The organism is Pseudomonas sp. NFACC46-3 (assembly GCF_900114515.1).
Lineage (GTDB): Bacteria > Pseudomonadota > Gammaproteobacteria > Pseudomonadales > Pseudomonadaceae > Aquipseudomonas > Aquipseudomonas fluorescens_Q.
Genome location: NZ_FOTH01000050.1, coordinates 1 through 14,163, shown reverse-complemented (window position 1 = coordinate 14,163; position 14,163 = coordinate 1). Strand labels below are relative to the sequence as shown.

The following is a 14,163-nucleotide window of genomic DNA, read 5'->3' as shown; positions in this document are numbered from 1 at the left end:
GGTGATGGATCTGCTGCCGCCATCGCGAGCAAGCTCGCTCCCACATTGGAGCTGTGACAACACTCAGATCCTGGGCCCACAGGTTTTGCGGTTTGCCCAGGATTTAAGGAATGCCACAAGTCCCTTGTGGCGAGGGAGCTTGCTCCCGTTCGGCTGCGCAGCAGTCGCAGGCCCGGCGGGCGCGGTATGTCTGGGAACCGCGCCGGCTCGGTTTGGGGCTGCTGCGCAGCCCAGCGGGAGCAAGCTCCCTCGCCACGGGGGTTATGTCGGCTGATGGGTTTCGATGTTGTCCAGTGCACGGTTCGCCAGCAGGCTGCCCAGTTCGATCAGTTGCTGAATGCCCAGGAGGAAATGCCGGCGTGAACCGTCCAGGTCGAACGCCAGGTCATTGACCATGGCATTGGCCGAAGCCAGGGTTTCGCTGAGGTTGGCAAGCAGGCTTTCGGTGTCGATGTCTTTGTTGACGGTGAAGAGTTGGCCGGGGGCAGGTTCTGCTTCGGGTTTGTCCGGCTTGGGGTTCAGGTAATGGTCGAGGACTCGGTCGGTGACTTCGTCGTGTTTTTGAGACTTGGTTTTTGGACGCGGTGAGGTCAGACCGGTATCCGGGGGATTGGGGGTAGCTTTGAACATAAATGGAATCTCATGTGGAATAAGAGGAACCACCACCTCGCTACCAAACGAGGGTGGCGGCCATACGAAGGTTGGTAGACCGGCCCACATGAACTCCGGCGCGCTCGAGAGCGCCCTACGCATGGCCACCATCAATACAAATGCCGAGATGCACTTGTAAAAGTGACGCTTGCGTCATGTAGAGAGCGGGCTACCAAACCCGATCGCTGATTCATCAGCGACCCGGAAACGATAGAACCTGCCTCCCAAGCGCACAAGCCGGCGGATTCTGGCGCAGTTGTAGGCAATGGCGCAAGACAACGTAGCCTGCTCCAAAGCACTCCTACGTCCCGATAAACACCCCTTCACTTTGTGAGTGCTTCGCACTCAAGCGGGAGCAAGCTCCCTCGCCACGGGGTAAGTGCGCCTGTCGGGTGGGATTCATGGCAAGCAAACCCACCCCCACAATCTTTCCAAGCCGATCACAATTCACACGGCCAATCAAAATCCCGTTAGTCGCCACCCCCTGCCATGCATTAAAGTAACGCCCCCAGCCCCGGCGTTATCCGAACGTCCGGGGCCACCCTTTCCAGGAACAGTCACCGATGGAACATCGTGAAGCGCTGCTTGCGCTGCGAACCTTTCTTTCAACGCAGATTCTCGGCCAGGAAAAACTCATCGAGCGCCTGCTCATCGCCCTGCTCGCCGACGGCCACATGCTGGTGGAAGGCGCGCCGGGGCTGGCCAAGACCAAGGCCATCAAAGAACTGGCCGAAGGCGTCGAAGCGCAATTCCATCGCATCCAGTTCACCCCCGACCTGCTGCCCGCCGACATCACCGGTACGGAAATCTACCGCCCGGAAACCGGCAGCTTCGTGTTCCAGCAAGGGCCGATCTTCCACAACCTGGTGCTGGCGGACGAAATCAACCGCGCCCCGGCCAAGGTCCAGTCGGCCTTGCTGGAGGCGATGGCCGAGCGCCAGGTCAGCGTCGGGCGCAGCACTTATGAACTGTCGCCGCTGTTCCTGGTGATGGCCACGCAGAACCCGATCGAGCAGGAAGGCACCTATCCACTGCCCGAAGCCCAGCTCGACCGCTTCCTGATGCACGTCAAGATCGGTTTCCCTGACGCCGCGGTGGAACGCCGTATCCTGCAGCAGGCCCGGGGTGAAGCGCTTAACGGCGAGACCAAGCCCGAACGCCGCGTGAGCCAGCAGGCGATTTTCTCCGCGCGCAAGGAAATCCTCGGGTTGTACATGGCCGACGCCGTGGAGGAGTACTTGGTGCAACTGATCATGGCCACCCGCAACCCGGCCAAGTTCGATCCGGAAATGGCCGAATGGATCGCCTACGGCGCCAGTCCGCGGGGCTCCATCGCCCTGGACCGCTGCGCCCGTGCCCACGCTTGGCTGGCCGGACGCGACTTTGTCAGCCCCGAAGATATCCAGGCCGTGCTGTTCGACGTGCTGCGCCATCGCATCATCCTGTCGTTCGAAGCCGAGGCCGCTGGCATCGACCAGGACCGGGTCGTGCAGCGGATTCTCGACGTCGTCGCTGTCGCTTGAGCATGCGTCATGAATAACCCACTGGCGCCCGCACCGGGCATCCGCGTCAGCCTCGCAGAGCTGATCGAGATGCGCCATCGCGTGCGCGAAGTGCAGTTGTTCTCGACCCCAGGCCAGCGCAGCCCGCTGATCGGCCTGCACCACTCCAAACTGCGCGGGCGCGGGGTCGATTTCGACCAGGTGCGGGTCTATCAGGCCGGCGACGACGTACGCACCATTGACTGGCGCGTCACCGCCCGGACCCAGGAGCCCCACACCAAACTGTTCCACGAAGAACGCGAGCGGCCGATCTTCATCATGATCGAGCAAAGCCACCGGCTGTTCTTCGGTTCGGGGCTGGTGTTCAAGTCGGTGCTCGCCGCCCAGGCGGCCAGCCTCATAGGCTGGGCCGCGCTGGGGCATAACGACCGGGTCGGCGGCCTGGTGTTCGGCAATAACACCCATTACGAGGTCAAGCCGCGACGCAGCAAACAGAGCCTGTTGCAATTGCTCAACCGGCTGGTGCGGGTCAATCAGTCACTGCACACCGAGGCCGAGCCGGATCGCGACTCGTTCGGCATCGCCCTGCGCCGAGCCCGGGAGGTGCTACGGCCCGGCAGCCTGGCGATCGTGATTTGCGATGAGCGCGCGCTGTCCGACAGCGCCGAGCAACAGTTGAGCCTGCTGTCGCGCCATTGCGACCTGTTGTTGCTGCCACTGTCGGACCCGCTGGATCATGCCCTGCCCGCCGCCGGTCTGCTGCGGTTCACCCAGCGTGGTTCGCAGCTGGAACTCGACACCCTGAATTTCGAACTGCGCCAGGCCTATCGCGCCCAGGCCGAGGCGCGCCAGGAACGCTGGGAGATGCTGGCGCAGAAACTGCGAATCCTGATGCTGCCCCTGAGTACCCAGGGCGACATGGTCGAGCAACTGCGCGACTACCTGAACCCCAAGCGGGCCGGGAAAAGCCGATGAGCAGCCTCGATCAACTGCAACCGCTGATGGCGCCGCCGCCTATCGGTTTCTGGCCACCCGCGCCGGGCTGGTGGTTGCTACTGGTTTTGATCCCATTGCTGGGCCTGGGCCTGTGGCAACTGCGCCGGTTCATTCCCATCAAGCGCACCGTCGCCCGCGCCGAACAACCCCTCGACCCGGTGCGCCTGGCCGCGCTGGCCGAACTCGCCCTGCTGCCCAAACCCTACGACGGCGCGCCGGCCGGGGCCTGGCTGCAACAGCTCAACGGGCTGCTCAAGCGTCTATGCCGCAATCACTACCCCTACAGCCAGAGCCACACCCTCAATGGGCGCAAATGGCTGGCGTTCCTGGATAACCGCTGCCCGGCCGCGGGCCTGACGCGCTGGATGATCTTGGTGGAAGGCGCCTACAAACCCGAATGCAAGCTCGATGACAAAGCCATCGCTGGCCTGACCCAGGCGGTCGAAATCTGGATTCGCAAACATGTTTGAGTTCGCCTGGCCGTGGGTATTCGCCCTGTTGCCGCTACCTTGGCTGATGCGCCTGGTGCTGCCGGCGGCCGATAGCGGCGAGCCAGCGCTCAAGGTCGGCTTCCTCGGGGACCTGGAAGGCCTGGTGGGTCGCCGGGCGCGGGCCAATCTGCCGACCTGGCGGCAACAGGCGCCCTTCATCCTGCTCTGGCTGCTGTTGCTGATCGCCGCGGCCCGACCGCAGTGGTTGGGCGAGCCATTGCCCATTGCCGCCAGCGGCCGCGACCTGCTGGTGGCGGTGGATGTCTCGGGTTCCATGGACTTTCCCGACATGCAGTGGAAGGACGAAGAGGTCAGTCGCCTTGTGCTGGTCCAGCACATGCTCGGGGACTTTCTCGAAGGCCGCGAAGGTGACCGGGTCGGCCTGATCCTGTTCGGCAGCCAGGCCTATCTGCAAGCACCGCTGACCTTCGACCGCCGCACCGTGCGCCATTGGCTCGATGAGGCGCGTATCGGTATCGCCGGCAAGAACACCGCCATAGGCGACGCCATCGGACTGGCCCTCAAGCGCCTGCGCCAGCGCCCGGCCCACAGCCGCGTGCTGATCCTGGTAACCGACGGCGCCAACAACGGCGGTGAAATCGATCCGCTGACCGCTGCGCGACTGGCTGCCGACGAAGGCGTGAAAATCTACCCGATCGGCATCGGTGCCGACCCGGAACAAAGCGGCACCACGGGTTTGCTCGGCGTCAACCCGAGCCTGGACCTGGATGAACCGACACTCAAGGAAATCGCCCAAGCCACCGGCGGCCAGTATTTTCGTGCCCAGGATGGCGCGCAATTACTGGCGATCAAGACCGCCCTCGACCAGCTCGAGCCGGTGACCCAGCAACCGACCCAGGCCCGTCCTGCCCTGGCGCTGTATCACTGGCCCCTGGCCGTTGCGCTGCTGTTGAGCATGTTGCTGGTGGCCCGGGCGCGCTGGCCGGACAATCCGTTGCAGCGCCTGTTCAACCAGCCGCTGTTCCAGCCGGCCCAACACACCGAGTGGCGCCAGCGGCTCAAGCGCCTGCGCTTGCGGAGGCGTCGATGATCGCCTTCTGGCCACATTGGCTACGCCCCTGGTTCGTATTGCTGCTACCTCTGCTGGGCTGGTTGCTCTGGCAACTGTGGCACCGGCAGAAACGCGTGGGCCGCTGGCAGATGATCCTGCCGCCCGCCTTTCATGCTGTGCTGCTCAGTGGCGGCAGTGGCCGGGAAAGCCGGCTGCCGTGGATTGCCCTGGGCCTGGGTTGGCTGTTGATCGTGCTGGCGCTGCTGGGGCCGAGTTGGGCGCGGGTCGAACAGACCAGCCAGAAACCCGCCGACCCGCTGGTGGTGGTGCTGGAACTGACCCCGGAAATGCTCGCCACCGACGTCCCGCCCACGCGCCTGGAGCAGGCCCGGCGCAAGGTACTGGACCTGTTGCAGAACCGCAGCGACGCCCAGACCGCGATCATCGTCTATGCCGGCAGCGCCCATACGCTGGTGCCGCTGTCCGACGATCTGTCCACCAGCGCCAACCTGCTCGAAGCCCTTGCGCCATCGATCATGCCGCAGAGCGGCCATCGTGCCGACCTGGCGGTCCGCAAGGCGCTGGCCCTGTTGGACCAGGGCGAACTGGGCCATGGCCGGATCCTGCTGATCGGTTCGTCGCTGAACGAGCAGGAACGCCAAGGCATTCGCCAGGCCCTGGACGGTTCCGCCACACAATGGCTGATGCTCGGCATTGGTACCCGCGAAGGCGCACCGGTACCCCAGGAAGATGGCAGTTACCTCAAGGATGCGCAGGGTTCGATCCTGCTGCCACGCCTGGACAGCCCGGGCCTCAAGGCCTTTGCCAACAAGCTGGACGGCCGCTACCGGCCGGCGCGCCTGGACGACAGCGACCTGCGCGGCCTGGGCCTGTTGGACGGCCCTCGTCATCTGCGCAGCGATGGACAAACGCTGCGCCTGGACACCTGGGCCGACCAGGGCTATTGGCTGCTCCTGCCCCTGTTGCTGCTGGCCGCCTGTGCCGGACGGCGAGGCTGGCTGTTCTGCCTGCCACTGTTATTCATGTTGCCGCAAACCGGCCACGCCTTCGAATTCCAGGACCTGTGGTTGCGCGCCGACCAACAGGGCCAGCACTTGCTCAAGCAAAAACGTCCCGCCGAAGCCGCCGCCCACTTCGAGGACAGCCAGTGGCAAGGCGTCGCCCTGTACGAAGCCGGCCAGTACAGCGAAGCCGCCCGACGCTTCGCCGAAGGCAACGACGCCCGTGCGCACTACAATCGCGGCAACGCCCTGGCCAGGAGCGGCGAACTGGAAGCCGCGCTGGATGCCTATGAGCAGGCCCTGGAGTTGCAACCCGACCTGCGCCCCGCCCAGACCAACAAGGCCCTGGTGGAAAGTTTGTTGAAAGAGCCGCCCCCCGTACCGGAAGAACCCAAGCCTGCCGAAAGCGAGGAGCCGGCCCCCACCGAGCAATCGCCGGATACCGACTCACCCACCCAGTCTTCCGAACCGGGACAGCCCTCTCTCGAGGCAAGCGCGACATCGGACGAGCCCCAACCCCCGCGCGCGGCACAACCGCCTACCGCCCAGGATGTACCAGGCAGCGAACTGCCCGATGAGCAGACCACCACCCCGCCACTGCGTCCTGCCGCGGGCCAGCGCAATGAAGAAGAACAGCGCCAGGCACTGGAACAATGGCTGCGCCAGATCCCGGATAATCCAGGGGAGCTGCTCAGACGTAAATTCTGGTATGAACAGCAAAGCCATCAGGCCCAGGAAAAAACCAAATGACCCGCTTCACCACCTACTTCCTCGTGTTGCTGCTCTGGGCCTCTGGAACCCAGGCTGCACAGCTGACTGCCAGTGTGGACCGCAGCCGCCTGAACTCCGGGGAAACGGTGGAGCTGACCCTGGAATCCAACGACGCCACGTTGTTCGGCAAACCGGACCTGGCTCCGCTCCAGGCCTTGTTCGATGTGCGCGGTACCCGTCAGGTCAACCAGTTGACGACCCTTGACGGTGAGAACCGCGCCACCACCCGCTGGATCGTGACCCTGCTGCCGCGCCAAAGCGGCACCGTGATCATTCCGCCGTTGCAACTGGGCGAAGTGACCAGCCAGCCGATCACCCTGCAGGTGATCGAAAGCGAAACCCGCGACGCCTCGGAGCCCCTGGCAGCGGTGTTTATCGAGGCCAGCCTCGACCAGACCGACGTGTATGTTCAGGCCCAGGCGATCTTGACCCTGCGCATCTACCATTCGGTGTCGCTGTACGACGACAGCAGCCTCACGCCGCTGCACATCCCCGATGCCCGCACCGAGCAACTGGGCGAATCGCGCACCTATGAAAAAGTCATCAACGATGTCCGCCATGGCGTGATTGAACTGCGCTACGGCATCTACCCACAGCGCAGCGGCGAACTGACGATTCCGGCTCAGACATTCAGCGCCACCCTGGTCGAGCCGGTGGCCCAGGACGCCGTACCTTCGGGCCCCAAGCCCGGCCAGTTGATGCGGGTAAGCTCCACGCAACTGTTGCTGCGCGTCAAGCCCAAGCCTGCCAGTTATCCGGCCGACGTGCCCTGGCTGCCGGCACGCAGCCTGTCCTTGAGTGAAAGCTGGAGCCCGGAGCCGACCCACAGCCAGGTGGGTGATTCCCTGACCCGCAGCCTGACCCTGGAAGCCGAAGGCCTGGCCAGCGCCCAGTTGCCACCGCTGCCGGCCACGGAGATCAATGGCCTGCGGCGCTATCCGGACCAACCGGTACTCAGCAGCCGCAACAGTGAACGCGGGCTGGTGGGCAGCCGCGAAGACCGCGAAGCGCTGGTGCCCAATCGCAGCGGCACCATCGAGCTGCCACCGGTGGAAGTGGTCTGGTGGAACACCCTGGAAGACCACCTGGACCGCACCAGCCTCCCGGCGCGGACCCTGCAAGTGGCGAACAATCCAAGCCTGATGGTGGACACGCCGGCCGGCACGGCGCAGATCGTAACAACCGTCGACAGCGACATGCTCTGGTACTGGCAACTGAGCACCTTGGTCCTGGCCTGCACGACCGTGCTGGGCTTCGCCCTGTGGTGGCGCGGCCGCTGGCAGCCAGCCATCCTGCGCTCGACCCAGACCGGACCGAGCCCCCGCACCTTGCTGGATGATCTCAAACGCACCTGCCTGGCCAACGACCCCCACGCCACCCGCCAGGCCCTGGACGCCTGGGCCCGCCAGCAACCGGAAACCCTGGCCGACATGGCCGCACGCTTCGTGCCGCTGTCCGACGCCCTGGACGGCCTCAACGGCGCGCTCTACAGCGAGACCGGCCAGCATTGGCAGGGTGAAGACTTGTGGCGGGCGATTCGGGCGATTCCCCCCACCGATGGGGCGCAGGCTTCTGCCAGTGATTCCGGGTTGCCGCCGTTGTACCCCAAGTAAACCCGGTTTCCTGGGGAGTTGTAGCTTTTGTAGCTTTTGTAGCTTTTGTAGCTTTTGTAGCTTTTGTAGCTTTTGTAGCTTTTGTAGCTTTTGTAGCTTTTGTGGCGAGGGAGCTTGCTCCCGCTGGGCTGCGAAGCGGCCCCTTTTTTTGCGATTGCTGCGCAATCGAGCGGGAGCAAGCTCCCTCGCCACAGGGTCTTGCACCAAATCCTGCAACGTCGAGCAAGTTCTCGCCCCCATTTCCCAGTAAACTCTGCTTCTTTTAGCCGCCCCTCTTCACGCGGCCATCATCTGTTTCCTGGAGTACACCTTGCGTCTGTTTCACACCTCCGACTGGCACCTGGGGCAAAACCTCCACGGCCAGGAACGCGACTTCGAACACGCGTGTTTCCTCGACTGGTTGCTGCGCCAACTGAGCAGCGAAAAACCCGACGTACTGCTGATTGCCGGCGATATCTTCGACACCGTGAATCCGCCGGTCAAAGCCCAGGAGCGGCTCTACGACTTCATCGTCAGCGCCCATGAACAAAACGCCAACCTGACCATCGTGATGATCGCCGGCAACCACGACTCCGGCTCGCGTATCGAACTGCCTGCGCCGCTGATGCGACGCCTGCGCACCCATGCCCTGGGCCGGGTGCTGTGGCTGGACGACGGTCAACTGGACGTCGAGCGCCTGTTGTTGCCGTTGCCCGATGCCAAAGGCAAGATCAAGGCGTGGTGCCTGGCCCTGCCGTTCCTGCGCCCTGCCGAAGTCACTGGCGCACAGCTGGGCGACGACTACCTGCGAGGCATCGGCCAGGTGCATGAGTGGCTGATCGCCGCGGCCAATAGCAAGCGCAAGAAAGGCCAGGCGCTGATCGCCATCAGTCATGCGCATATGGCCGGCGGTTCGGTGTCCGAGGATTCCGAGCGCAGCCTGATCATCGGCAATGCCGAGGCCCTGCCCGCCAGCCTGTTCGGCCCGAGCATCAGCTACGTCGCCCTCGGCCACTTGCACAAGCCGCAGAAGGTCAACGGTGAAGAGCGTATCCGCTACAGCGGTTCACCGATCCCGCTGTCATTTTCGGAGATCGGCTATCAGCATCAGATCCTCGACATCACCCTGGACGGCGAGGCCCTGGTCAAGGTCGAGCCGCGCCTGATCCCACGGGCCGTCAACCTGCAACGCCTGGGCCCGGCGCCACTGGCCGATCTGCTGGTGCAACTCAAGGACCTGCCCGACATCGACCTGCTGGCCGATGTCCAGCGCCAACCCTGGCTGGAAGTGCGGGTACGCCTAGACGAACCGCAGCCGGACCTGCGTCACCAAGTGGAGACCGCACTGCAAGGCAAGGCCGTGCGCCTGGTGCGGATCGCCGCCGAGTACGCCGGCAACGGCGGCGCCGGCAATGCCGATGATGGCAGCGCGCTGGTGGAGCTGGATCAACTCAGCCCACAGGAGTTGTTCAGCCGCGCCTGGCAGGACACCTACGGCAACGACGTGGACGAACAGACCCTCAAGGATTTTGCCGTGCTGTTGCAAGACGTGCAGATGGAGAGCGAGCAGCCATGAAGATCCTCGCGATCCGCCTCAAGAACCTGGCGTCCCTGGCCGGGCCGTTTGAAATCGACTTCACCGCCGAACCCTTGGCCAGCGCCGGCCTGTTCGCCATTACCGGCCCCACGGGCGCCGGCAAGAGCACATTGCTCGACGCCCTGTGCCTGGCGCTGTTTGGCGCCGTGCCGCGCCTCAATAACACCGGACGCGACGCCAAGGTGCCGGACGTCGATGGCGAAATTGCCACGGGCGATCCGCGCACACTGTTGCGCCGTGGTACCGGCGATGGTTATGCCGAAGTGGATTTTCGCGGCATAGACGGACGCCGCTATCGGGCCCGCTGGGAAGCCAATCGCGCCCGGGAAAAGGCCGGCGGCAAGTTGCAAGCCAGCCGCCAGAGCCTGCGGGACCTGGACAACGATCAACTGCTGGCGAGCCAGAAAGGCGAATACAAGACCCAGCTCGAAACGGCCCTGGGCCTGAACTTCGAACAGTTCACCCGTGCCGTGCTGCTGGCCCAGAGCGAGTTCAGCGCGTTCCTCAAGGCCGATGACAACGATCGCAGCGAACTGCTGGAAAAACTCACCGACACCGCCCTCTACACCCGCCTCGGGCGCCGCGCCTTCGACAAGGCCAAGCAAGCCAAGGAAAACCACAAGCAGTTACAGGACCAGGCCACTGGCGTTACGCCGCTCGCTCCCGAGGCGCGGGCCGAGCTGGACCTGCGCTTCACCGAAGCGCAGCTGCAACTCAAGGCCCAACAAGCCCAACTCAAGCAGCTGGAGCAGCAGCACACCTGGCTGCGCGACCTGGGCCTATTGCAGGATGAACACGCCAGCGCCGCCGAACAGCTGCAACAGGCCCAGGCCGATTGGAACGCCCTGGCCGACGAACGTCTGAAACTGGTCCGCCTGGAACAACTGGCGCCCCAGCGGCATCAGTTCATTCGCCAAACGGAACTGAACCGGCAGCTTGAGCCCCTGGCGGCGCAGATCCAGCAACTCACCCAGCAGCAGATCGACCTGCACGCCCAACAAGCCGAACTGGAAAAGGCCCTGGACGATGCGCAACAAGCGCTGGCCAGCGCCCGTCAGCAAAGCATCGACAGTGCGCCATTGCTGCGTCAGGCCTTCGGCGAGCAGAGCACCCTCGCCCGCCTGGCCCAAGACGCGAGCCTCAGCGCCGAGCGCCAGGAACAGGCACAGCAGGCCTGCACCGAAGGCCAGCGCACCATCGACACCTTGCTCGAGCAGCAAAGGCAGGTGGCCGAGCGCTTGCAGCGCATCGCCGACGCGCTGGAACAAAGCACGCACCTGGCCCCGCTGAGCGATGCCTGGAACGCCTATCGCGATCGCCTCCAACAACTGATGCTGATCGGTAATCGCCTGAACCAGGGCCAGGCCGAACTCGCCATACTGGAACAAAACGCCACCCGCGCCGCCGAGGAACTGGCCACCCGCCGGCAAGACCTTGAAGTGCTCTACAAGGAAGCCGGCGCCGAGCCGGAGGCCGTGGCCGAACAGATCCAGTTACTCGGCACCCTGCTGCAAGACAACCGCAAGCAACTGCGCGCCTTCGAAGACCTGACCCGGCTGTGGGCCAGTCAGCAAGAGCTGGACAAACGTGGCGCCGAGCTTGAACAACGCCAGCAACGAGCGTTGCAGGAACGTGACCGGCTGGTGCGCGAAGGCGGCGAAGCCAAGGCCGAACTGACCATCGCCGAACAGACCCTGACCGTTACTCGCGAGCTGCTGGAGCGCCAGCGCCTGGCCCGTAGCGAAAGTGTCGAGCAACTGCGCGCACAGTTGCAGGATGAACAGCCCTGCCCCGTGTGTGGCAGTGTCGAGCATCCTTATCATCAGCCCGAAGCCCTGCTGGAAAACCTCGGGCGCTTCGATGAAACCGAAGAGGCCAACGCCCGCAAGGCCGTCGACCTGCTCAATGAAAAAGTCATCGACCTGCGGGCGCAATACAGTGGAGTGATCGCCCAGCTCAAGGAACTCAAACAGCAACAGGAACAGCTCGCCAGCCAGCAACAGGGCCTGGCGCCCAGCCTTGAAGCCCACCCGTTGTCGGCGCAACTGCTGGCCCAGGAAGCGAACAAGCGCGACGCCTGGCTGACCCAGCAGAACAGCCAACTGAACCTGCGCATCAGCCAGGACGAACAACGGCAAACCACCCTGCTGACCCTGCAGCAAGACGCCGCGCGCATGGCGCAGCGACTGCGTGAAGCCGAGGCAGCCAGCCAACAGGCGTCACAACACCTGGGCAACCAGCAGCAGGAACTGTCCCGCGACCGCCAGCGCCTGGACGAGGAGCTGAGCCACTTCAGCACCCTGCTACCCGCTGACACCCTGCAGGCCTTGCGCAGCGAACCCGCCGCAACCTTCTTGCAGCTCGACCAGCATATCGCCCAGCGCCTGGAGCAATTGGAACAGCAGCGCGACGAACTGAGCGAACAGCTCCAGCGCCAGCAGACCCTGGAGAAAGAGCAGGACCGCCAGCAGACCCGCCTCCAGCAACTGGAAGCGGCCCGCCTGCAATTCAGCGCCCTGAACGAGCAACAACAGACCTGCCAGCAGCAACTCACGCAACTGCTCGGCGAGCACACCAGCGCCGAACAGTGGCAGCAACAACTCGACCAGCGCCTGGAACAGACGCGGGATGCCGAGGCGACGGCCAATCAGCAGTTGCAGCAATTGCGCAACGACCTGGTGCAACTGGCCGCCGAACTCAAGGCCCGACAGGAACAGGCCCAATCCCTGGACCTCGAACGCCAGGCGCTGGCCGCCGGTATCGCGCAATGGCGCACCAGCCATCCGGAACTGGACGATGCCGCCCTCGAGGCCCTGCTCGGCCTGGACGACCAACACGTCAGCCAGTTGCGCCAGCGCTTGCTCAACAGCGAAAAAGCCATCGAGCAGGCCCGCGTCCTGCTCACCGAACGCGAGCAGCGCCTGCAAAATCATCAGGCCCAGCACAATGGCAACCTGTTGCCGGAACAATTGGCCGAAGCCCTCACCGAGCTGCAAGGCCAGTTCGCCGCCAGTGAACAGCGCTGTGCCGAACTGCGCGCCGAACAGGCCGAGGACCAGCGCCGGCAGCACGCCAACCAGGCCCTGGCCCAGCAGATCGAACAGGCCTACGCCGAATACCAGCGCTGGGCGCGCCTCGATGCCCTGATCGGTTCGGCCACCGGCGACCGCTTCCGCAAGCTGGCCCAGGCCTACAACCTCGACTTGCTGGTGCACCACGCCAATGCCCAACTGCGGCAACTGGTACGCCGCTATAGGCTCAAGCGTGGCGGCAGCATGCTCGGGCTACTGGTGATGGACACGGAAATGGGCGATGAACTGCGCTCGGTACATTCGTTGTCCGGCGGCGAAACCTTCCTGGTCTCCCTCGCCTTGGCCTTGGGCCTGGCCTCGATGGCGTCCAGCACACTGAAGATCGAATCGCTGTTCATCGACGAAGGCTTCGGCAGCCTCGACCCCGAGTCGCTGCAACTGGCGATGGACGCTCTCGACGGCCTGCAGGCCCAGGGCCGCAAGGTCGCGGTGATTTCCCACGTGCAGGAAATGCACGAGCGGATTCCGGTGCAGATTCAGGTCCGTCGCCAGGGCAACGGGTTGAGCACCGTGGAGGTGAAATGAGCCACGCCACGCTCTATTCCTTCCGTCGCTGTCCCTATGCGATGCGGGCGCGCATGGCCTTGCGCTACAGCGCGGTCGAGGTGGCGATTGTCGAAGTCAGCCTGAAGGCCAAGCCCGCCGAGATGCTCGCACTCTCCAGCAAAGGCACGGTGCCGGTGCTGCAGGTCGATGGCCGGGTGATCGATGAAAGCCTGGAGATCATGGCCTGGGCCTTGGCCCGCCATGATCCGCAAGACTGGCGGTTGCTGGATGATCCCGAAGGCCAGACATTGGCGGCAGCGTTGATCGAGGAAAACGACCATCGGTTCAAGCTTCACCTGAACCGCTACAAGTACCCCGAGCGTCATCCTGAACAGCCGGTGGAGCATTATCGGGCCGAGGGCGAGGTGTTCCTGGGGCGGCTGGAAACGCTGCTTGAAGCGCGGCCATTCCTGGTGGCCGATCACCTGAGCCTGGCCGATGTGGCGCTGATGCCATTCGTGCGTCAGTTCGCCCATGTCGACCGCGAGTGGTTCACCCAGGCGCCTTATCCTCGGCTACGGGACTGGTTGCAACGGTTCCTGACGTCCGAGCTGTTCGTGGCGATCATGGCCAAATAACGGCTGCACACAGCCCTTGTGGCGAGGGAGCTTGCTCCCGCTGGGCTGCGCAGCAGCCCCCCCTCAAGGAACCACTAATCAACCTGACCCACCGCGTTGCCGGGTTTTAGGGCCGCTGCGCGCCCCAGCGGGAGCAAGCTCCCTCGCCACGGGGAATTGGGTACGGCGCGGGTTAAGGGAATGCCTCGGATCGGTGTCAGTTTCAAGAGCAAATCGGTTGGTCGACCGGGATGCTTTTGTGGCGAGGGAGCTTGCTCCCGCTGGGCTGCGCAGCAGCCCCTCTCAAGCTTCACTCAATCAACCTGATCCACCG

Annotated in this window: 10 protein-coding genes; 9 read left to right on the top strand and 1 reads right to left on the bottom strand. The window is 64.2% G+C overall.

Annotation, left to right across the window (positions count from 1 at the left end; genetic code table 11):
• Nucleotides 1–261: 261 nt before the first annotated feature.
• Complete coding sequence (locus BM300_RS28160; RefSeq protein ID WP_092464584.1) at nt 262–630, bottom strand: DUF6124 family protein; 369 nt, start codon at nt 628–630, stop codon at nt 262–264.
• 584 nt (nt 631–1,214) lie between these two features.
• Between BM300_RS28160 and BM300_RS28155 the strand changes: the two genes are divergently transcribed.
• From BM300_RS28155 to BM300_RS28115, 9 genes are all read left to right on the top strand, one after another.
• On the top strand, nt 1,215–2,174 hold the full coding sequence (locus BM300_RS28155) for an AAA family ATPase (protein WP_003202654.1): 960 nt from the start codon (nt 1,215–1,217) through the stop codon (nt 2,172–2,174).
• A 9-nt stretch (nt 2,175–2,183) separates the two neighbouring features.
• The gene (locus BM300_RS28150; RefSeq protein WP_092145907.1) at nt 2,184–3,128 is read left to right on the top strand and encodes a DUF58 domain-containing protein; all 945 of its coding nucleotides are present in this window, start codon (nt 2,184–2,186) and stop codon (nt 3,126–3,128) included.
• On the top strand, nt 3,125–3,619 hold the full coding sequence (locus tag BM300_RS28145) for a DUF4381 domain-containing protein (RefSeq protein ID WP_063320765.1): 495 nt from the start codon (nt 3,125–3,127) through the stop codon (nt 3,617–3,619). The genes BM300_RS28150 and BM300_RS28145 overlap by 4 nt, the downstream gene beginning before the upstream one ends.
• Nucleotides 3,612–4,691: a vWA domain-containing protein gene (locus BM300_RS28140; RefSeq protein ID WP_092464582.1), complete on the top strand. Its 1,080-nt coding sequence runs from the start codon at nt 3,612–3,614 to the stop codon at nt 4,689–4,691. Before BM300_RS28145 ends, BM300_RS28140 begins: the two co-directional genes overlap by 8 nt.
• A complete protein-coding gene (locus BM300_RS28135; protein ID WP_092464580.1) occupies nt 4,688–6,424 on the top strand; it encodes a VWA domain-containing protein in 1,737 nt (578 codons plus the stop codon). The genes BM300_RS28140 and BM300_RS28135 overlap by 4 nt, the downstream gene beginning before the upstream one ends.
• A complete protein-coding gene (locus BM300_RS28130; RefSeq protein WP_092348701.1) occupies nt 6,421–8,058 on the top strand; it encodes a BatD family protein in 1,638 nt (545 codons plus the stop codon). Before BM300_RS28135 ends, BM300_RS28130 begins: the two co-directional genes overlap by 4 nt.
• 310 nt (nt 8,059–8,368) lie before the next feature.
• The gene (locus BM300_RS28125) at nt 8,369–9,613 is read left to right on the top strand and encodes an exonuclease SbcCD subunit D C-terminal domain-containing protein (protein WP_092464578.1); all 1,245 of its coding nucleotides are present in this window, start codon (nt 8,369–8,371) and stop codon (nt 9,611–9,613) included.
• Entirely contained in the window at nt 9,610–13,251 is a 3,642-nt protein-coding gene (locus tag BM300_RS28120) for an SbcC/MukB-like Walker B domain-containing protein (protein WP_092464576.1), read from the top strand. The genes BM300_RS28125 and BM300_RS28120 overlap by 4 nt, the downstream gene beginning before the upstream one ends.
• Entirely contained in the window at nt 13,248–13,850 is a 603-nt protein-coding gene (locus BM300_RS28115) for a glutathione S-transferase (RefSeq protein ID WP_092464574.1), read from the top strand. Before BM300_RS28120 ends, BM300_RS28115 begins: the two co-directional genes overlap by 4 nt.
• Nucleotides 13,851–14,163 lie beyond the last annotated feature (313 nt).

Bases quoted from the DNA above. Each gene is read 5' to 3' on its own strand.
- BM300_RS28150 (WP_092145907.1), top strand. From the start codon at position 2,184: ATGAATAACCCACTGGCGCCCGCACCGGGCATCCGCGTCAGCCTCGCA.
- BM300_RS28135 (WP_092464580.1), top strand. From the start codon at position 4,688: ATGATCGCCTTCTGGCCACATTGGCTACGCCCCTGGTTCGTATTGCTG.
- BM300_RS28155 (WP_003202654.1), top strand. From the start codon at position 1,215: ATGGAACATCGTGAAGCGCTGCTTGCGCTGCGAACCTTTCTTTCAACG.
- BM300_RS28120 (WP_092464576.1), top strand. From the start codon at position 9,610: ATGAAGATCCTCGCGATCCGCCTCAAGAACCTGGCGTCCCTGGCCGGG.
- BM300_RS28140 (WP_092464582.1), top strand. From the start codon at position 3,612: ATGTTTGAGTTCGCCTGGCCGTGGGTATTCGCCCTGTTGCCGCTACCT.
- BM300_RS28130 (WP_092348701.1), top strand. From the start codon at position 6,421: ATGACCCGCTTCACCACCTACTTCCTCGTGTTGCTGCTCTGGGCCTCT.
- BM300_RS28145 (WP_063320765.1), top strand. From the start codon at position 3,125: ATGAGCAGCCTCGATCAACTGCAACCGCTGATGGCGCCGCCGCCTATC.
- BM300_RS28160 (WP_092464584.1), bottom strand. From the start codon at position 630: ATGTTCAAAGCTACCCCCAATCCCCCGGATACCGGTCTGACCTCACCG.
- BM300_RS28115 (WP_092464574.1), top strand. From the start codon at position 13,248: ATGAGCCACGCCACGCTCTATTCCTTCCGTCGCTGTCCCTATGCGATG.